We start from the raw sequence: 19,399 nt of genomic DNA on the forward strand, positions 1-19,399 counted from the left end.
GTCCGGCGAAACGGGCGGAACCGTAACAGGAAGGAAACGAGAAGCATGACGGCCGGGTATGACCCCTCCAACCCGGTGGCTTCCGGCACCTCCGATTCGTTCGACCGGCCGCGGCACACAGACCGCCCGGCCGACGAACCGGAGCGACTCGGTCCACTCCCTCCGCGGATGACGTCCACCGGATCGTTGCCGGCGGTGTCCAGCGCCGAGCAGATCCCGGCCAACACGGGCTCCCTCCCTGCCCAGCAGACGAGCACGTGGCCGGTCTCGGCGCCCGTGGGCCCGCCGCCGCACAGCGCGCCGCCCATGACCGCTCCCGCCCGGCGCAACGGCGTCGCCGCCTTCGCCCTGACGCTCGCGGTGATCCTGCTGATCGTGGCCGGTGTCCAGGCGGCGTTCATCGTCAACCTGCAGCAGCGCCTCGGCAAGGCCGAGGACCGCGCCGCCGCCGCGCAGAAGACGGACGAGGAGCGCCTCAAGTCGCTGGAGGGTCGCGCGGACAAGATCGAGGCCAAGACCGGCGGCAGCCTCGACGCCGCCGAGGTCGCCGCGAGCGTGCGGCCGAGCGTGTTCCGGGTCTCCACCAGGTACTCCACCGGCACCGCGTTCGCCATCGGCAAGGCCTCCGCGGGCGGCGGCACCGACTTGATCACGAATTACCACGTGGTCGAGCAGGCGTACGTGAAGAACGAGCGGGCCGTCAGCCTCGAGCGCACCGATCAGCGTTTCCCGGCCCGCATCGTCGAGGTGCACCCGGACAAGGACCTGGCCGTGCTGCACTCCGACGAGCAGTTCGCGCGGCTGGTTCCGGCCGGGGCGGTACCGAAGGTGGGTGAGCCCGTGCTCGTCGTGGGATCCCCGTACGGGCTTGAGGACACCGTCACCACCGGCGTGGTGAGCGCGTTCCGGACGATGCAGGGCGAGCAGCTCATGCAGTTCGACGCGGCCATCAACCCGGGCAACTCGGGCGGGCCCGTGTTCAACGCGAAGAAGGAGGTGGTCGGTGTCGCGACGCTGAAGGCGAGAGAGGCCGAGGGCATCGGTCTGGCGATCCCGATCACCGTGGTCTGCGACACGATCAGCTTCTGCTGATCCGTATCCCGTTTCCTACGTTTCCCGGCCTCGCCGGGGGCACCACCAGTCGTCGCGTCCCGGTCGTGACGGCCGAACGACTCCCCCCGGGCGCTGCCCGGCGGGACCACCAGGAGGAAGAACATGTCATACCCCGGAAACCCCCAGGGGAACCCGAACGAGGGATACGGCTACCCCGATCCGAACGCGCCCGCCGGGGCCTACCCGCCGCCGGCAGCGCCCTACGGTGACCAGCCCGTCTCGCCGTACGGCGGACCGGTGCCCCAGCAGCCGGCCCCGATGCACGACCACAGCACCACGCAGCTACCGACCTACAGCAACGAGGGCTCCTACAGCCTCGACCCGTCGGTCTCCGCGCCGCCGACCGCGCCGATGCAGGCCAACCCGCCGATGTCGGCTCCGCCGATGTCCGGGCCGCCCATGTCGGGCCCGCCCAACACGTACGGCCCGGTTTCCGGCGCGCCGGTGTTCCCGGCCCAGCCGGTCGGCTACCCGCCCGTCGACCAGCCGAAGAAGAAGGGCATCGCGGTCCCGATCCTCGCGAGCCTGCTCGCGCTCGCCGTGATCGCCGCCGGTGTCTTCGTCGGCCTCTACATCGACAAGAGCGGCAAGCTCGACAAGTCGGAGAAGCTCTCGGCACAGCGTCAGCAGACCCTCGACTCGACGCAGAAGGACCTGGACACCACCAAGTCCGACCTGCAGAAGAAGGCCAACGACCTGACCAAGGCCCAGCAGGACCTGCGTGGCACCCAGGCCGACAGCACCGAGGCGAAGCGCCAGCGCGACGTCATCGGCAAGTGCCTCACGCTGCTGCTGCAGTTCATCGAAGCCGCCAACAAGGGCGACCAGACCACGATGCAGAACAAGCTCAACGAGCTGGACAAGCCCTGCGACGAGGCCTCGACCCTGCTCGGCATCTGATCTCGGGCAAGTGATTCCGAAAGGCCGGCGCTCCCGGGCGCCGGCCTTGCTCATGCCCGCTTCACGCCCGCAGGGCGGTGACCCCGGGCGGTGGGAGTCCCGCCGTCGAGGCCAGCAGCGCGCACCAGGCGTGGACGTGGGCCTGCATGTCGTCGTCGGTCGGCGTCCACGACGCACGGATCTCCAGGTCGGCCGCCGTCGGCGGGCCGGCCAGGTCGCCGAACCGGGTCGAGAGGGTCTGCGTGACGGTGCCGCCGATGGCCGTGTACGCCGCGCCGTGGCCGTCGAGGGCGTCGGTGAGCCAGCTCCAGCCCACGCCCGGCAGCAGCGGGTCGGCGGCGAGCTCCGCCTCCAACTCGGCGGTCACGTAGGTCACCAGGCGCATCGTGCCGTCCCACGCGTCGTGCCCGGCCGGGTCGTGGAGCAGGATGAGCCGCCCGGTCGCGACCTCGTCGCCGTGCCGGAGGACCGTGCCGCCCATCGCGTGCGCGAACGGTGCCAGCCGCTGCGGCGCCGGCAACTCCTCCAGCGTGATCTCCGGCCGGGCGGTCACGGCACGCAGCTCCTCCACCGCGCGGGTGAACGTCGGAGGAGTCGCGATTTGTGGCGCCATAACGGAAGACTAAGAGAGAAAGTCGCGTAGAGGGTGCCGCCGCGCCGCCGCCGTGTACTGAGTGCGACGATGGTTGCGCTATGGATGACACGACGAAGGTCCTGTTGCGCGCGATCCGCGGCGAGGCTGTGCCGCACACACCGGTCTGGTTCATGCGTCAGGCGGGCCGCTCACTGCCCGAGTATCGCGCGGTGCGTGCCGGGATCGGCATGCTGGAGTCCTGCCGGCGGCCGGACCTGGTCACCGAGATCACCCTTCAGCCGGTGCGCCGGCACAAGGTCGACGCGGCGATCCTGTTCAGCGACATCGTGGTGCCGCTGCGGGCGGCCGGGATCGACCTGGACATCGTCGCCGGCACCGGTCCGGTCGTCGCCCACCCGGTGTCGACCATGGCCGACGTCGAGGCGATCCGCCCGCTCGAGCCCGAGGCCGTCGGCTTCGTCGCCGAGGCGGTCCGCCAGTTGCGGCGGGAGCTCGGCACGACGGCGCTGATCGGGTTCGCCGGTGCGCCGTTCACCCTGGCGAGCTACCTCGTCGAGGGCGGGCCGTCCAAGCACCACGTGAAGACCAAGGCGCTCATGTACGGCGCGCCCGAGGTCTGGAACGCGCTGTGCGCCCGCCTCGCCGAGATCACCCTGACGTTCCTCCGCGTCCAGGCGGAGGCCGGCGTCGACGTGGTACAACTGTTCGACTCGTGGGCGGGCGCGCTGTCGGAGGCCGACTACCGCAAGTACGTGCTGCCCCATTCGGCGGCGGTGCTGGGCAACCTGCCGGAGGGCCTGCCCCGGATTCACTTCGGCGTCGGTACCGCGGAGCTGCTCACCGCCATGGGCGAGGCGGGCACCGACGTGGTGGGTGTCGACTGGCGCACGCCGCTCGACGTCGCCGCCAGCCGGGTCCCCGGCAAGGCGGTCCAGGGCAACCTCGACCCGTGCGTGCTGCTCGCACCGTGGGAGGTCGTCGAGCGGGAGGCCACGCGCGTGCTCGCCGAGGGCGCCAAGGCACCCGGCCACATCTTCAACCTGGGTCACGGCGTCCTCCCGGAGACGGACCCGGGGGTGCTGACCCGCCTGGTGGAGCTGGTCCACCACGCGCGCTGAAGGTTCAGCGGGACGGGCTCCAGCGCGGCCAGCCGTGGTCGCCGGCCAACTGGGCCAGGCGCGAGGCGAGCATCAGCGTGGTCGACGGCTCGCTGCCGGTGAGGCGGTCGTGCACCTGTTCGGCGATCTCGGGCGCCCGGTACTCGGCGTGTTCCAGCACCTGGAGGGTCACCGTCCACCAGTACCGGTCCTCGTCGGTGGCGTGCGGCGCGCCGGTCCGGAACCACTCGGCGAGCCCGTCGAGCAGGTCGTCCCCGACGCCGTCGGGGTCGGTGAGGCGCAGCGCCGCGCAGACCCGGGCCACCACGTCGTCGTCCCAGCCGGCGAGGTGGCCACGGATCGGCGTGTGCAGCGACGAGTGGCCGAGCGCGCCGGCCGCGTCGATCTCCAGCGAGAAGACGTTGTCGCGGGACAGCCGCTCGCGCAGGACCGGCAGCGCCCGCTCGTCGCGCCGCCGGGCCAGGCCGAGCAGCGCCTCGCAGCGGGTGTCGTCGTGCGGGTCGTCGAGCCGGGCGGCCAGCGCGTCGCGGACCATCGGGGTGTCCACTTCGGATAGCTGCGTGCCCAGCGCGAAGCAGGCCCAGTCGCGCACGTCGTCGTCCTCGTCGGCGCTCAGGGTGAGCAGGGCCCGCACGGTCTCGTCGGGCGGCGCCTCGCCGAGCACGCTGGGCAGCGCCTGCGCCACGGCCCGGCGCACCCTGGGGTCGTCGTGGCGGACCAACGGCAGCAACAGCGGTAACGCGGCGTCGTCATAGCACCACGCGACGGCGTCGGCCAGCTCCGCCGACGAGGTTGTCGGAGCGCCGAGCAGGGCGGCGATGGTGTGCGCGGTCGGCTCCGAATCGTCGAGCGGGGCGGCCTGCTCGACAAGTCCGGCCACCCCGGCGAGGTCCGCCAGGTCGGCGATCACCTCGGCGAGCGGGTCGTGCCCGGACGCGTCGGTGGAACGGCCGCGCGGGTCCGCGGGGTCGTCCGGCGAGGGTACGGAGGACGCGAGGTCGCTCATCCGAGAGAGTGTGCGCGCGTTCGGCGAGATCTTCCAGAGGGGTTCGCCCCACAGGTGGACAACACCCAGGTGACGATCACCCGACCCGTCGACATATCGACGCACATCGGGTGATCGGCCATCTGGCGGATCGGCCACAAGTAGGTCGCGCTCGGCACTCAAGCTGTCGCGCAGCGTGCCCGTCGCGCGTGCGAGGTGTCGCCGCCGAGGCGTGCCAGCCGGCGCCGTCAGTGGCGACGCCTCCGAGGCCAGCGACCGAATTGTCAGCCTGGTCCGGGTTGACAAGAGGCCGTTGGGCTTAACTTCGCGGCCTTGCATGATCATGGGAATGATGTGGCTGTCGGGGCAGCCACATCCTTCCCATGATCTGTGAAGTCGAGCGGTCCGGAACGCGCCGGCCCGGGTTCGGCGGGGATCACGAGCGACAGACGCCACCCGCACGACTGTGCGTCACCGTCCGGTAGCGCAACCGTGCCGGTGATCGCCTCCAGGCGCAGCGGGAACTGCCGTACTACTGTGCGTCACCGTCCGTAGCGCAATGCCGGGTGGGCGGACGACCGCCCGGCTGAACTCGCGGCCTTGAGTCATGGAGGACGAGTCGAGGGAAGTCGGATGCGCCGCGCTGGCTCAGGAGGTCGGCGTTCATGGCGCCCGGACGTGCCGTGATGCCGGCACCGAGGGCGGTGTCCGTCCTGGTCGTCCGGCGTCCGGGCGCTCGCGGGGTGTCACCTGACACCCCGCGGTCGGTCAGCGGGCCCGGCTCTCCAGGCGCAGTGACTGCCACGAGCCGTCGGCCGCCCAGCCGCCGTCGACGGACAGGGCTGCGCCGTTGACGAAGGCGCTGCGCGACGGGTCGGCCAGGAACGCGACGGCCTGGGCGATGTCGTCCGGCTGGGCGAAGCGGGCCATCGGGACGTGGTCGGTGATGTCGTGGTCGCCATAGGCCCCCGCACCCTGTGACTCGTCGTCCATCTCGGTCTTGACCCAGCCGGGACACACCGCGTTGACCCGGACGCCGCGGCCGCCCCACTCGACCGCCAGCGTGCGCGTGAGGCCGATCAGGCCGTGCTTGCTGGCGTTATACGCCACCCGGTCGGCCACGCCCAGCAGACCCGCCACCGAGGCGATGTTGACGATCGAACCGGTGCCGCGCACGAGCATGCGCCGGCCGAACGCCTGACAGAGCAGGAACGGGCCGGTCAGGTTGACGTCGAGCACCCGGCGCCACTGGGTGACGCCGGTGTCCTCGGCCGGGGCGATGGAGGCGATGCCGGCGTTGTTGACCAGCACGTCGGTCCGGCCGAAGCGCGTCTCGACCGCGGCGACGAACTGCGCCACGTCGGCCTCGTCGGACACGTCGCCGACGAACGACAGGCCGTCGAAGCCGGACACCGGTCGCCGGTCGAACACGGCGAGCCGGTAACCCTCCTCGGCCAGCACCTCCGCCGTCCGCCGCCCGATGCCCTGCGCCGCCCCGGTGATGACCGCCACTCGCTCTTCCGTCATGCCGCGACAATAGACTCGGGGTATGACAAAGCGCGTCGTGGTCGTCGGTGGAGGCATTGCCGGATTGGCCGCGGCGCACCGGCTCGCCGGTGCCGGCGTCGACGTGGTCGTCGTGGAGCAGGGCGAGCGTCCGGGCGGCAAGCTGCGCACCGGCTCGCTCGCGGGCGGCCCGGTCGAGCGGGGCGCGGAGTCGTTTCTCGTCGCCGACCCTGCCGGCGGCGCCAGCGCCGCGCTCCGGTTGGCCGACGCGGTCGGGCTCGCCGGCGCCGTGGTCCACCCCACGGCGGCGCGCGCGGCCGTGTCGCTCGACGGCGGCCTGCGCGACCTGCCGTCCGGCACGCTCATGGGCATTCCGCTGCGGGGCGAGGAGGGGGTGCCGGACGTGCCGTCCGCCGCGCCGCTGCTGCCGCCCGGCGGCGACGTCACCGTCGGTGAGCTGGTCCGGCCGCGCCGCGGTGACGCGGTCGTCGACCATTACGTGGAGCCGCTGCTCGGCGGGGTCTACGCCGGACGTGCCGACGCACTGTCGCTGCGGATGGCGCTGCCCGCCCTGGCCGCTGCCGCCGAGCGGTCGCACACCCTGACCGAGGCCCTCCAGGCCGCCGTGGCGGCCCGGTCGGGCACGCCCGGCGGTCCGGTGTTCGGCACGATCGAGGGCGGCATGAGCCGGCTCGTCGAGGCCGTCGCCGCCACCCTGCCCGACGTGCGCCTGGGCCTGCCGGTCCGCGCGCTGCGCCGGCACGGCGCCGGCTGGCGGCTCACCGTCGGCTCGAACCGCGACGCGAGCACGCTGGACGCCGACGGGGTGGTGCTGGCGGTGCCGGCGGCCCCCGCCGCGCGCCTGTTGTCCACAGTGGACGGCATCGCGGGGGTGCCGCTGGACTACGCGAGCGTCGCGCTCGTCGCGCTGGCCCTGCCCGCGACCAAGCTGCCGGACCTGTCGGGCTTCCTGGTGCCGGCCACCGAGGGGCACGCGGTCAAGGCCGTCACGTTCTTCGACCGGAAGTGGGCGCACCTGCGGCGCCCCGGCGTCACCGTGCTGCGCGCCTCCGTCGGCCGGCACGGCGACGAGGAGGTGTTGCGGCGCACCGACGCCAACCTGGTCGAGCTGGTCCGCCACGAGCTCGCCGTGCTGCTCGGCATCGACGCGCTGCCGGACCACGTCGACAGCGGGGTCTACCGCTGGGGCGGGGCGCTCCCGCAGTACCGACCTCATCACCGTGAACGCGTGGAGGACCTCCGCGCGGCTCTGCGCACGCATCCGGCCATCGTGGTCGCCGGTGCCGCCTATGACGGCGTGGGCATCCCCGCCTGCGTCAAGTCCGGGTGGGCCGCCGCCGGCTCGGTGCTCGAGGGATTGGGAGAATAGTCGCATGACCAGCAACGCCGCACGCATCCGCGAGATCAACGACGCCATTCGCTACACGATGTGGTCCGTCTTCCGCGCCGCCGGCCCGCTCGACCCGGCGAAGCGCGACGAGACGGCGGCGGAGGTCGCCGCGTTCTTCACCGACCTGGCCGCGAAGGGCGTCGTGGTGCGCGGGACCTATGACGTGGCCGGCCTGCGCGCCGACGCCGACATCATGGTGTGGTGGCACGCGCCGAGCGCGGAGGCGCTCCAGGAGGCGTATTCCGCGCTGCGCCGCACCGCCCTCGGCCGGCAGCTCGCGCCGGTCTGGTCGCAGATGGCCCTGCACCGCCCGGCGGAGTTCAACAAGAGCCACATCCCGGCGTTCCTGGCCGACGAGCGCGTCAGGGAGTGGGTCTGCGTCTACCCGTTCGTGCGGTCGTACGAGTGGTATCTGCTGCCCGACGACGAGCGCCGCGCGATGCTCGCCGAGCACGGTCAGATGGCGCGCGGCTACCCCGACGTGCGCGCCAACACGGTGGCCAGCTTCGCGCTGGGCGACTACGAGTGGATGCTGGCGTTCGAGGCGGACGAGCTGCACCGGATCGTCGACCTGATGCGCGAGCTGCGCGCGGCGAGTGCCCGCCGGCACGTGCGCGAGGAGGTCCCGTTCTACACGGGCCGCCGCCGCGAGATCGCCGACCTGGTGGCCAACCTCCCGTAGCCGCCCCTTCCCATGCGTTGATCATGCAGTTGTGGTGCCTCGACACTCCCAGGATGTCCGGGTTTGTCAGGCACCACAACTGCATGATCAGCGCGATTGTTTGCGTTGCGCGCCCGGGGTGGCCTCCGTGGTCATGGAGAGGCTGGGCGGCGCATTGGGACGTGCTCGATGCCGTCCTCTACGAAGGTCGGGCCGGCGGGTCGGAAGCCGGCGCGCTCGTAGATGCGGATCGCGTCGGTCTGGGCGTCGAGGACCGTGACACGGCCGGGGCCGATGTGGTCCAGCGCGGCCCGCAGCAGCCGGCCCGCCAGGCCCTGGCCCCGGGCGGACTTGGCGGTCACCACGCGACCGATGCGGGCCGAGCCGTCGGGCTCGGTGAGCACCCGCAGGTAGGCCGACAGGGCGCCGTGCTCGTCGTCGAGCCAGAGGTGGGCGGTGCCGGGCTCGGTGTCCCTGCCGTCCAGTTCGGGGTAGGCGCATTGCTGCTCCACCACGAACACGTCGCAGCGCAGTTTCAGCAGCCGGTAGAGGGTCGGGGCGTCCAGGTTCGCGAAGGTCGCCAGCACGCAGCCATCCTATGGACCCGCTCGCCCATTGCGTTGATCTTGCAGTTGTGGTGCCTGACAAACCCGGACATTCTGCGAGTTTCATGGCACCACAACTGCAAGATCAACGCAATGAGAGGTGCTCGGCGGCCTTACGGGCGGCGATGAGGATCGGGTCCCACACCGGCGCGAACGGCGGGGCGTAGGACAGGTCGAGCGAGGTCATCTCCTCGACCGTCATGCCGTGCCACAGCGCGACCGCGAGGGCGTCGATCCGCTTGGCGGCGCCCTCCTGGCCGACGATCTGGGCGCCGAGGAAGCGTCCGGTCGTACACTCCGCGATGATCTTCGTCGTGATCTTCTTCGCGCCCGGGAAGTAACCGGCCCGGGTCGTCGACTCCGTCACCACGCTGAACGTCCGGAAGCCCGCGGCCTCCGCCTCGGCGGTGCTCAGGCCGGTGCGGGCCACCTCGTCGGCGCAGAGCTTCGACACCGCGGTGCCCACGACGCCGGGAAACGTGGCGTAGCCGCCGCCGATGTTGATGCCGACCGCGCGCCCCTGCTTGTTGGCGTGCGTACCGAGCGCGACGGCCACCGGCCGCTGCGACACCAGGTGCAGGTTCTCCACGCAGTCACCGGCGGCCCAGACCCCGTCGGCCGAGGCGCGCAGGCGCCGGTCCACGCGGATGCCGCCGGTCTCGCCGACCGTGATGCCCGCCGCCTCGGCCAGGTGGCTGTTCGGCCGGGTGCCGAGGCCGAGGATGACGACGTCGGCGGGGATCTCGCCGGCGGACGTGTGCACCGCGCTCACGCGCCCCGCGGTGCTGCCGAAGCCCTGTAGCCGCTCGCCGAGCCGCAGCCGCACGCCTTCCCGCTCCAGGGCCGCTGCGACGAGGGCGCCCATGTCGGGGTCCAGCGTGCGCATCGGCTGCTCGGCCGCGTCTACCAGGGTCACGTCGAGGCCGTGCCGGATCATCGCCTCGGCCATCTCCAGCCCGATGTACCCGCCTCCGACGACCACGGCCCGGCGCGGCGTGTGCCGGTCGAGGTGCTCCAGGATGCGGACGCCGTCGTCGAGCGTCTGCACGCCGTAAATGCCGACGGCCGCGCCACCCGGCACGTCGGGGCGGATCGGCTCCCCGCCGGTGGCGATGACGAGCTGGTCGAACGGTTCATGGTATTCGCGGATGGCGTCCCGGACGGTCACCTCGCGCCGGTCGGTGTCGATCGCCACGACCTCGCTGTCCAGCCGCAGGTCGATGTGCTGCCGCTCGCGGAACTCCTCCGGCCGCCGGGCGACGAGGTCGTCGGCGTCCTCGACGTCTCCCGCCACGAGGTACGGGATGCCGCAGGCGGAGTACGACACGTGCCGGCCCCGCTCGAACGCGACGATGTTCAGGTCGTCGGGGGAGCGCCGCTTGCGGGCCTGGGAGGCGGCGCTCATGCCCGCGGCGTCCCCGCCGATCACTACCAGTCGCTCGGTCACAACGGCCATTCTCCGCAATCGTGCCGGGATCGGCGCGCCGGTGTCACGATACGGATCACAGGACGAAGGCGTCGGTCCACAACTGCCGGGACCGCCCCGAGAGCGCCTCGAGCAGTCCCACCGCCTGCCCGTCGGTGAGCGCCGCGACGAAGTCGACGATCGCCCGGCCGCGGGCCAACGCCGCGGTGTCGAGCCGCGTGCCGGGCGCGAGGCCGTAGTCCTCGCCGGTCAGCTCCGCCACCTCGGACTGCGCCAGCTCGACGAGGTCGTGCAGCCGGCGGGGGAGCCGGGCCTCCTCGTCCGGGTCGACCAGCCAGGCGTGCAGGGCGTCGACGAGTGCCACCAGCAGGCGCGCCTGCCCGCGCTGGTGCAGTGCCAGATCCGGCCGCTCCAGGACGAAGCGGTGGTGGATGAACTTCAGCACCTGTACCTCATGCCACTGCGCGGCGCCGAGGAGCACGTGCCCGGACCGTACCGGCGGATCCGGCCGCACATGGATCGCGTCGATCAGGTGGCGGGTCCACCTGGCGGAGAACCCGGCGATGGTCTCCTCCGCGTCGATCGAGCCGTCGAACGGCACGGCGAGCAGGCCGTCGACCAGCTCCTGCCGGACATGCTCGACGGCGGCCTCGAACGCGTCGTCCCCGCAGATCCAGTCGTCCTTGCGGCGCAGGTCGCGCCGCAGCAACTCGACCGAGTGACCGGGCCGGCGGCTGGTCGCCCGCAGCGCTTCGACGCTCATCCCGCGCAGCGTGGCCGCGTCGCGCCGCCAGGCTTTGAGCTCGGTCGACACCGGCCCCTGCTGGAGCACGCCGACCCGGTGGAAGTCCTCGAGGTCGTGGATCGCGTAGGTGATGTCGTCGGCGGTGTCCATGACCGACGCCTCGGCCGTCTGCTGCCAGTCGGCCAGCCGCCCGGCGAACGGCGCCCGGGCCTGCCGCAGGTCGGCCAGCTCCGTCACATAGGCGCCGAACTTCGCCGAGCCGTCCATCGGGTCGCCGCCGGCGCCGCGGGGCGTCGGGGTGAGGTGCCGCGGGTGCGGGTCGGGATACGTGCGCCGCGTCCACGGGTACTTCAGCAGGGCCGCCCGCACCGCCGCCGTGAGATCGAGCCCGATCGTCTTGCCGTCCATCCGGGTGCCGGTCACGATGCGGTACGACTGTGCGTTGCCCTCGAAGCCGTCGGGCAGCCCGAGGCGCTCCCGGGCGACGCGGTCCAGGACCCGCTCGCCGAGGTGACCGAAGGGCGGGTGCCCGAGATCGTGGGCGAGCGCCGCCGCCTCCACGACGTCGGGGTCGCAGCCGCCCAGCTTGTCGAGCAGGTCACGGTCGCCCGACAGCCGCTCCACGATGCCCCGGGCCACACTCGCGACCTTCAGGCTGTGCGTGAGCCGGTTGTGCACCAGCAGCCCCGAGCCGCCGGGGCTGATCACCTGCGTGACACCGCCCAGGCGGGCGAAGAACGGCGACGCGACGATCCGGTCGCGGTCCACCCGGAAAGGGTTGCCCGCGAGGTCGCCCGGTGCGACCGCCGTCCCGCCGAAAAGCCGTTCCTCACGAAGATCCATACCCGGGAGCCTACGCGGACGGCCGCCTATGCGGGTTTACGCACCTCGACGACAAAGCCGCTGGCGACCTGCGATGCCATCGGATGATGCGCCAGCACCAGGTCGAGCACCTTCAGCGGGGAGAGAATCCAGGTCAGGGGCAGGATCGCGCGATAGAGCCTGGTGCTGCCGAACGACAACAGCATCGCCAGCCACTCCTGGAACACCCAGACCATGCCCGAGGTCGGGCCGGCGCCGACCTTGACGTCGAGCACCTCGAACTGCGGGAACTGCTCCTTGAGCCCCACCTCGGTGTAGCGCTGGAAATCGTGGGGCGAGGCGTGGAACGGCTGCATGAACGGCACGAACACCAGCATCCGGCCGCCCGGCCGCAGCACCCGGTGCATCTCGGCGACGTGGTTGGCCGGGTCCGGCACGTGCTCCAGAACCGCGATGCTCACCCCGCCGGCGAGGCTGTTGTCGGCCAGCGGCAGCCTGCGCAGGTCGGTGACGATGTCGACGTTGCCGTAGGAGCCGCCGTCCATGCAGATGACGCGCTCGTCCCGGCGGTGCGTGCCGCAACCGAAGTCGGCGACCAGGTCGCGGTCGAGGTCGAAGCTCTTCAGGAAGCCGGTGATCGCACCGGGGCGGTCCATGACCGGCGAGAGGACCTTGATGGCCGTCGGGTAGACCTTGTGGAAGCGGGTCTTGACGAACTCCTTGACCCGGTTCAGCGCGTCGGCCTTGAGCTCCTCCGGCTCGAAGCCGCCGAACCTGTACCGGGTGCCGTCGCGCCGGCCGGTGGTGCCGCAGCCGGCGCAGACGACCGTGCCGTGCAGCGGCGCGTGACAGGCGGGGCAGGCCAGCACCTCGGCGAGGCGGGCGTGCCGGGTCGCCGCGGACGGGGCCGACGGGGCGGTCGGGGGTGTGTCGGTGACAGTGTCGTTCATCGTCCTCAGCGCTCGATCTCGTAGACGGCGATCCGGCCCGCCCGGAAGCGGAACTTCGCGACATCGGCCAGGCCGGGGTTGGGCGTCTCGTAGGTCTCGTCCACCATCAGCCACCGGACCCGGTACACGTCGCGCAGCCTGCCGATCGTGACGGCCGACGGATCGTGGAACGCCGCGTCGTTGTCGGCCAGCTTCCGTTCGTCCCAGAACGGCACGTACACGGCGTTGCGTTTCGTCTCCGCCGCCCTCTCGTGCGTGCGGTTGGTGAAGCCCCAGCTCTCGACCAGGAACCGGCGCTCGGTGTAGGCGGACAGGGAGAAGTGCCGGTTGTCGCAGCCCTCCGGGCGGTCCTTGCCGATCAGGCAGTGCGCGTTGGTGGCGACCACGTCGTCCGGGTCGGAGTGGTCGCGCAGCCAGCGCCCGGCCTTCTCGCTGCCCGCGGTGATGTACGGGTCGGCCGGCCTGACACCGTGGAAGCCGGTCGTCGAGGCCTCGCGGCTGGTCAGGTAGAGGTGGACGACGGTGCCGACCAGGCAGACGCCGGTGAGCACCGCCGCGACGAGCGTCTGCTTGGCGGGGAGGCGGCGGGAGCGGTGGATGACGAACACCGCGACGCCCACCAGGACGGTGATCAGCAGGTACGGCCAGACGAGCTGCCAGGCGGTGCCCACGTAGCCGCCGGTGACCGCGATCCCGGGGGCGCGCTGCGAGCCCAGTTCGCGCACGCCGATCATGATGAGCGCCCCGGTGGCCACGGCACCGCAGGCCGCGATCAGCGTGCGGCGCCGCGGCAGGCCGGGCGGCGTGACGAGGGCGAGGCCGACCGCCGCCGCGAGGGAGAGGTACGGGCGGCCGGAGACCATGAACCAGCCCTCGGCGCCGCCCTCGTGTCCGAAGATCATCAGCGCGCCGACGCCGGACAGGCCGATGCCCAGCACGAGGATGACCGGGTCGGCGGCGATCTGCGGATCGGGCCGGCGGCCCTTGACGAGCCGCGCGAGGCCGAGCAGCCCGGGCCAGATGAAGGCCCAGCAGAGCAGCGTGATCAGCGTGACGAGGACGAGCCGCCAGAGCGCGGGGGAGGGATCTGGCCGGGCGAAGCCGGTCGAATACGGCGCGCCGGAGATCTGTGCGAAGTGCAGCGGGTCGATCGCCATGCCCTGCGCGGCGCCGCCGAACAGCACGAACTGCGCGAAGAGCAGCGCGACGAAGGCCAGGCCGGCGGCGAGCAGCGCGCCCCGGTGAACCCGCCGGCGGGTCAGGATCCGGGTCACGACGACGAGCAGCAGGCCGGCGAGCAGCATCGGCAGGAAGGTCGCCTTGGCGCCGGTGACCGCCGCGGTCAGCAGCACGACGAGCGCCCAGCGCAGGCGGGTGCTCTCGGCCAGCGCCTCGACCAGCGCGAGCGCCAGGGCGGCGAAGAGGACGGCGCCGAAGGTCTGGGTGGGGCTCGTCCAAAGCTGGGCCCGCAGCGACGAGCCGTCCTCGTAGGCATTGGTGGCGAAGGTGGAGAACCAGCCGTTCAGCCGCCACTGGTACGGCGCGGGCGTCAGCGCGAAGAACGTGATCACGGCGGCGGCGGCGCCCGCCCAGTATTCGCCGGTGAGCCGCCTGCCGAGGACGCCGACGAGCACCAGGAAGCCGATGATCATCGGCAGCGGCGAGAGCCGGATGAGCAGCGTGTGCGGCTCGATGCCGGTGATCCACGAGGTGGCGGACATCTCGGCGTAGACGAACCAGTGGTACAGCACCGGCTGGTCCGGCAGCCAGGGTGACATCAGCGGCATGTGGTGCTTCGCCTCGCCGAGCAGGGCGAGGTGGAACGGTGAGTCGGCGTCCGGGGCGCGCGAGCCCGGCTCGCTCAGGTCGTGGGTGCGGAAGAACCGGACGCAGCTCCAGTAGAAGAGGATCACGGCCGACGCCGAGAGGATCAGCGACCACCAGAACGGGGTGCGCTCCTCCGGCCGGTCGCTGCCGCGCCAGTGCCGGCGCAGCCTCGGCACCGCCGCGAAGGCGGCGACGGTCGCGACGGCCCACGCCACGGTGAGGAGCGGGAGGCCGAACCAGCGGCACACGATGTAGACGAGAACCTCACACGAATATCCGACCGCGAGACCGGCGGCCACGTCCTCCACGAACCACCCCGACCGGCCGCGGACGCCCCGCCAGATGAGCGTGCCCGGAAGGATGACGCCGAGGGCGAGGTACGCCGCGAAGATCGCGACGGTGAGCAGCGGCACGCCGTAGTACGTGAGACCGGCGGCGATCATCACCGCGACGGCGGCCGGGGGCGCCCAGGCCAGCAGGCGGCGGCCGGCCGGTGCCGCGGCGATGGCCTCCGGCGTGGGCACTTCCACCGTTGCTGTCACGCGATCCGCCCGTTTCTCGAAAATGACCGTCGTACCTTCTCAACGTGTGACGGTGGGGTCAGGCTGCGCCCGCGCCGGCACACTCGCCGCTTTCGTTGCGCCGGCGGATGAGCGCGGCGATGCCGTCCGTCATTCGTTCGAGCCCGAACTCGAAGTCCTCGTCCGGATCCCCCGCCGGCAGGTCGAGGATGCCGGAGGCGATGAGGTCGCCGAGGGCCGGAAAGCGCCGGGGGTCGACGAGTCGCGTGAGCAGCCGCCCGTAGCGGAGGATCGCCTCGTCCGTCGTCTCGCCGGCCGCCTGCGCCGCCGTGGACATGTCGGCGGTGATCTGCGCCCAGTGCCGCACCAGACCCATGAGCGTCATGATCGTGGACAACTTCTCGAATTCGCGGAGTCCCGTGCCGCGAAGGATGCTCAGGCCGCGATCCATCCAGGCGATCTGGTTGGGGGCCAACGGCGGGCCGCTGAGCACCACGCGCATGACCCACGGGTGACGGCGCAGCAGCGCGAGGTGGGCGTACGCGAACCGGTGGAGGCCGCTGCGCCAGTCCTCGCCCGGCTCGGCCGCCGGCGGCTGGCCGGCCGCCGCGTCGACCATCAGGTCGAGCAACTCGCCCTTGGCGGCCACGTAGCGGTACAGCGACATGGTCGCGGCGCCGAGCTCCGTCGCGACCCGTCCCATCGAGACCGCGTCGAGACCCTCGGTCTCCGCGATCTTCACGCCCGCGGCCACGATCCGCTCCAGGGTGAGGCCCGGCTTGGGCCCCTTGCCGGGCCGGGCGCGCAGTCCCCATGCCGCGGCCAGGCTCGCCGGGAGGCGATCGACAACCCGGTCGGAGTCCCGCCCTGTCTCTTGCGAGGTCTCTTCGTGCACGTCCGCTCTTTTCGTCATTGACTTCGGATCCTACTTCTGCGTATAACTTACGCAGAAGCGCGTATGACGTACGCAATTAAGGGCCAGGGAGGGTCATGACAGACGACCTCGCGATCGAGGCCACCGGCCTCGTGAAGTCCTACGGGAAGGTCAAGGTCCTTGCCGGTGTCGACCTGCGGGTCGCCTCCGGCACGGTGTTTTCGCTGCTCGGGCCCAACGGCGCGGGCAAGACCACCACGGTGCGCATCCTGGCGACGCTCCTGCGCCCCGACGCCGGCCGCGCCCGGGTCGCGGGGCACGACGTGGTGGAACAGCGTCGTCTCGTCCGCTCGCGCATCAGCCTCACGGGACAGTACGCCGCGGTCGACGACCTCCAGACCGGCGCCGAGAACCTGCGGATGATGGCCCGGCTGAGCGGCCTGTCCCGGGCCGGCGCCCGCCGCCGCGCGGCTGAGCTGCTCGAACGGTTCGACCTGACCACCGCGGCGAACCGGGCGGCGGGCACCTACTCCGGCGGCATGCGGCGCCGCCTCGACCTCGCCGCCGGCCTGGTCGCGCAGCCCGCGGTGATCTTCCTGGACGAGCCCACGACCGGTCTCGACCTGCCCAGCCGGCAGGCCATGTGGGAGGTCATCACCGGACTCGTGGACTCCGGAGTCACCGTGTTTCTCACCACGCAGTACCTCGAAGAGGCGGACCTGCTGGCCGACCGCATCGCCGTGGTGGACCACGGCCGGGTGGTCGCCGAGGGCAGCCCGGCCGAACTCAAGCGCCGCTTCGGCGACCAGCGGCTCGACCTGGACCTCGACGACCTCACCACCTGGCGGGCCGTGGTCGAGCACCTCGGCGCCCGGGTTGTGCGGAGCGACCCCGACCGGCTCACCGTCGGCGTCACCACCGACGGCAGCGCCGCGCACGTCCGCGCCGTGCTCGATGAGATCGACCCGCACCATTCGGCGGTCCGCCGCTTCTCGCTGCACAGCGCGACGCTCGACGACGTCTTCCTGTCCCTCACCGGCACCACGAAGGAGCCCGCCCGTGCCTAGCTCGACCGCTACCGCGCAGTGGCTGACGATGGGTGGCCGCTCGCTGCGGCTCGGCCGGCGCAACGTCGACGGCCTGATCCTCGCCCTGGTGCTGCCGGTGATGCTGATGGTGGTCTTCGTCTACCTCTTCGGTGGTGCCATCCAGACCGGCACGGAATACGTCACCTACGTCGTGCCCGGCATCATGCTGCTCTGCGTGTCGTTCGGCTCGTCCATGACCGCGGTGTCCGTCGCCAACGACCTGGCCGGCGGCATCGTCGACCGCCTGCGGTCGCTCGACGTCGGCGGCGCGGCCATCCTCGCCGGGCACGTGACCGCGAGCGTGGCGCGCAACGCGCTGTCGAGCGTGCTGGTCTTCGGCGTCGCATACCTGCTCGGGTTTCGCCCGCAGGCCGACGGGTGGCAGTGGCTCGCCGCCGCCGGGATCCTGCTGCTGGTCATCGCCGCGGTCTCGTGGTTCGCCGCGGCGCTCGGCATGCTGGCCCGCTCACCGGAGGCGGCGAGCGGCTACACCTTCTTCATCACCTTCCTGCCGTACGCCAGCAGCGCCTTCGTGCCGATCGACACGATGCCCTCCTGGCTGCGGGGCTTCGCGGGCAGTCAGCCGGTCACGCCCATCACCGAAAGCCTCCGCGGTCTCCTGCTCGACCAGCCGGTGGGTGACGCGCCGTGGCGGGCGGCGGCGTGGTGTGCCGGCATCCTGCTGGTGTCGATCGTCGCGGCGGCGGTGCTGTTCCGCGCGCGGACCCGTGGCTGAGCGAAACGGCACATGGTCGCCCTCGGGGCCGTGTGCCGTTCGGTGCCGCCTACCGCTTCGGGTCGAGCCGGATCGACAGGGAGTTGACGCAGTGGCGGGTGTTCTTGGCGGTCATCCGCTCGCCGCGGAACACGTGCCCGAGGTGCGAGTCGCAGCGGGCGCAGCGGATCTCGGTGCGGACCATGCCGTGCGAGCGGTCCTCGATCTCCTTGACGGTGCCGGGGATGGCGTCGTCGAACGACGGCCAGCCGCAGTGCGAGTCGAACTTGGTCCCACTCTCGAACAGTTGCTCGCCGCACGCCCGGCAGCGGTAGACGCCCTCGGTCCTGGTGTCGACGTACTCGCCGCTCCACGGCGCCTCGGTGCCGGCTCGGCGCAGCACCCGGAACTCGTCCGGGGACAGCCGCGCCCGCCACTCCTCGTCGGTCGTGGGCAGGCTGGCAAGTGGCTCGGTCATGCGTCCTCCGCTGCGCTCCGGACCGGTCATGTCTCAACGGTAGGCCCGGCCCTGGGCGGCGACCATTACGGCTTGCGAACGCCGTTCACCGGTCCGGGCGGGGAAAGTCGGCCGGTCCGCGGCGCGTCGTTCCCGGGCGCCGGCTCGTTGAGCCGCTGGAAAGCCGTGATTCGGACTTTCTTCGCACAACGGTTCTGCTGGTACACACGGGGCGATGATCGGGGTACGACAACGATGAGGATGCTCTACAAGGCTATTGCGGTGGGTGCGGTGGGCGCCGCGGGCGTCACCCCGCTGGCGGCGGCTGCCCATGCGGCGCCGTCGCCGCAGGAGCACCGGGCCGGCGACTGCGGCGGGCTGCTGTCCAGCGCGTTGGAGCTGTGCTCGGAGACGTCGTACCCCGGCACGGCAGGCTACGGCGACGCCGGCCCGGCAGCCCGGACCTGGGGCGACTGGAACCCCGACGACTCCTACGGGAGTGGTTCCGGAACCGGTGGCTCCGGTGACCAGGGCTCCGGTGGTTACGGCTCCGGTGGTTACGGCTCCGGTGGGCATGGCAACGGTGGTTACGGCGGGCCCGGTGGTTCCGGAAGCGGTTTCCCCGGTGGTGGCAGTGGCCCGGGTGGTACCGGCAACGGTGTCCCCGGCGGCGGCACCGGCAACGGCACGCCGGGCGGTGGCGGCAGCGTTCCCGGTGGCGGCGTCCCGGGCGGTGGTACCGGCAACGGTGTCCCCGGCGGGAGTGTCCCCGGCGGCGGGCAGGGCAGCAGCGGCGGGGTGGCCGGCGTGCCGGGCGGCTCCGGCACCGACAGCACCTCCGGCGGAGCGACCGGCGTCGTGGCCGGTGAACTCCCGGTCACCGGGGTGTCGTCCCCGCTCATGACGACGATCGGGTTCGCGTTCATCATCGGGGGCGCCGGCGTCCTGTACCTCACCCGCCTCGGCGACCGGGGCGAGGAGCCCGAGCCGCCGCGGGTACCGTCGCCGCGGGACCGCGGGCCGAAGACCGGTGCCGCCCACCGCCGTCGGCCCGGTCCGCAGCCGATGCGCCGGAGCTGA

General features: G+C 72.1%; 18 protein-coding genes. 8 read left to right on the forward strand and 10 right to left on the reverse strand.

Annotated elements, in window-relative coordinates; genetic code table 11:
- Positions 1–168 precede the first annotated feature (168 nt).
- Together Drose_RS09035 and Drose_RS09040 are read left to right on the forward strand one after the other, a co-directional pair.
- Positions 169–1,092, forward strand: coding sequence for a S1C family serine protease (locus Drose_RS09035; RefSeq protein ID WP_313900007.1), 924 nt, complete (start codon positions 169–171; stop codon positions 1,090–1,092).
- 123 nt (positions 1,093–1,215) lie between these two features.
- Positions 1,216–2,013 carry a hypothetical protein gene (locus Drose_RS09040; RefSeq protein WP_260727720.1) on the forward strand — a complete coding sequence of 266 codons (798 nt, stop codon included), beginning with the start codon at positions 1,216–1,218 and terminating at the stop codon, positions 2,011–2,013.
- A 61-nt stretch (positions 2,014–2,074) separates the two neighbouring features.
- Here the strand turns inward: Drose_RS09040 and Drose_RS09045 are convergent, their stop codons facing one another.
- Positions 2,075–2,626: a DUF3000 domain-containing protein gene (locus tag Drose_RS09045; protein ID WP_260727721.1), complete on the reverse strand. Its 552-nt coding sequence runs from the start codon at positions 2,624–2,626 to the stop codon at positions 2,075–2,077.
- Positions 2,627–2,706: 80 nt separating this feature from the next.
- Between Drose_RS09045 and hemE the strand changes: the two genes are divergently transcribed.
- Positions 2,707–3,726, forward strand: a complete 1,020-nt coding sequence (gene hemE, locus Drose_RS09050; protein WP_260727722.1) for a uroporphyrinogen decarboxylase — start codon at positions 2,707–2,709, stop codon at positions 3,724–3,726.
- A gap of 4 nt (positions 3,727–3,730) precedes the next feature.
- On the opposite strand, the gene Drose_RS09055 is transcribed toward hemE, so the two are convergent.
- Positions 3,731–4,732 (reverse strand): HEAT repeat domain-containing protein, encoded by a 1,002-nt coding sequence (locus Drose_RS09055; RefSeq protein ID WP_260727723.1) that lies wholly within the window; start codon positions 4,730–4,732, stop codon positions 3,731–3,733.
- A gap of 747 nt (positions 4,733–5,479) precedes the next feature.
- Positions 5,480–6,238 (reverse strand): SDR family NAD(P)-dependent oxidoreductase, encoded by a 759-nt coding sequence (locus Drose_RS09060; protein WP_260727724.1) that lies wholly within the window; start codon positions 6,236–6,238, stop codon positions 5,480–5,482.
- A gap of 22 nt (positions 6,239–6,260) precedes the next feature.
- On the opposite strand from Drose_RS09060, the gene hemG reads away from it, so the two are divergent.
- Both hemG and hemQ read left to right on the forward strand, forming a co-directional pair.
- A complete protein-coding gene (gene hemG / locus Drose_RS09065; RefSeq protein ID WP_260727725.1) occupies positions 6,261–7,607 on the forward strand; it encodes a protoporphyrinogen oxidase in 1,347 nt (448 codons plus the stop codon).
- 4 nt (positions 7,608–7,611) lie between these two features.
- Positions 7,612–8,310: a hydrogen peroxide-dependent heme synthase gene (gene hemQ, locus Drose_RS09070; protein WP_260727726.1), complete on the forward strand. Its 699-nt coding sequence runs from the start codon at positions 7,612–7,614 to the stop codon at positions 8,308–8,310.
- A gap of 131 nt (positions 8,311–8,441) precedes the next feature.
- Here the strand turns inward: hemQ and Drose_RS09075 are convergent, their stop codons facing one another.
- The 6 genes from Drose_RS09075 to Drose_RS09100 form a co-directional block, all read right to left on the reverse strand.
- A complete protein-coding gene (locus Drose_RS09075; protein WP_260727727.1) occupies positions 8,442–8,876 on the reverse strand; it encodes a GNAT family N-acetyltransferase in 435 nt (144 codons plus the stop codon).
- Between the two features lie 103 nt (positions 8,877–8,979).
- Complete coding sequence (locus tag Drose_RS09080) at positions 8,980–10,341, reverse strand: FAD-dependent oxidoreductase (RefSeq protein ID WP_260727728.1); 1,362 nt, start codon at positions 10,339–10,341, stop codon at positions 8,980–8,982.
- Positions 10,342–10,396: 55 nt separating this feature from the next.
- Positions 10,397–11,908 (reverse strand): dGTP triphosphohydrolase, encoded by a 1,512-nt coding sequence (gene dgt / locus Drose_RS09085; protein WP_260727729.1) that lies wholly within the window; start codon positions 11,906–11,908, stop codon positions 10,397–10,399.
- 26 nt (positions 11,909–11,934) lie between these two features.
- Positions 11,935–12,837 (reverse strand): methyltransferase domain-containing protein, encoded by a 903-nt coding sequence (locus Drose_RS09090; protein ID WP_260727730.1) that lies wholly within the window; start codon positions 12,835–12,837, stop codon positions 11,935–11,937.
- Between the two features lie 5 nt (positions 12,838–12,842).
- On the reverse strand, positions 12,843–15,206 hold the full coding sequence (locus tag Drose_RS09095; RefSeq protein WP_260727731.1) for a hypothetical protein: 2,364 nt from the start codon (positions 15,204–15,206) through the stop codon (positions 12,843–12,845).
- Between the two features lie 58 nt (positions 15,207–15,264).
- Positions 15,265–16,080, reverse strand: a complete 816-nt coding sequence (locus Drose_RS09100) for a TetR/AcrR family transcriptional regulator (protein ID WP_260727732.1) — start codon at positions 16,078–16,080, stop codon at positions 15,265–15,267.
- A gap of 95 nt (positions 16,081–16,175) precedes the next feature.
- Here Drose_RS09100 and Drose_RS09105 point away from each other — a divergent pair, with 95 nt between their 5' ends.
- Positions 16,176–17,126: an ATP-binding cassette domain-containing protein gene (locus tag Drose_RS09105; protein WP_260727733.1), complete on the forward strand. Its 951-nt coding sequence runs from the start codon at positions 16,176–16,178 to the stop codon at positions 17,124–17,126.
- Positions 17,119–17,883 carry an ABC transporter permease gene (locus Drose_RS09110; RefSeq protein WP_260727734.1) on the forward strand — a complete coding sequence of 255 codons (765 nt, stop codon included), beginning with the start codon at positions 17,119–17,121 and terminating at the stop codon, positions 17,881–17,883. The genes Drose_RS09105 and Drose_RS09110 overlap by 8 nt, the downstream gene beginning before the upstream one ends.
- A gap of 49 nt (positions 17,884–17,932) precedes the next feature.
- Here Drose_RS09110 and msrB read toward each other — a convergent pair whose 3' ends face one another.
- Positions 17,933–18,340, reverse strand: a complete 408-nt coding sequence (gene msrB, locus Drose_RS09115; protein ID WP_260727735.1) for a peptide-methionine (R)-S-oxide reductase MsrB — start codon at positions 18,338–18,340, stop codon at positions 17,933–17,935.
- Positions 18,341–18,580: 240 nt separating this feature from the next.
- Here msrB and Drose_RS09120 point away from each other — a divergent pair, with 240 nt between their 5' ends.
- On the forward strand, positions 18,581–19,399 hold the full coding sequence (locus tag Drose_RS09120; protein ID WP_260727736.1) for a hypothetical protein: 819 nt from the start codon (positions 18,581–18,583) through the stop codon (positions 19,397–19,399).

The sequence above is a fragment of the Dactylosporangium roseum genome, assembly GCF_025264685.1.
In the GTDB taxonomy this organism is placed as follows: Bacteria; Actinomycetota; Actinomycetes; order Mycobacteriales; family Micromonosporaceae; genus Dactylosporangium; species Dactylosporangium roseum.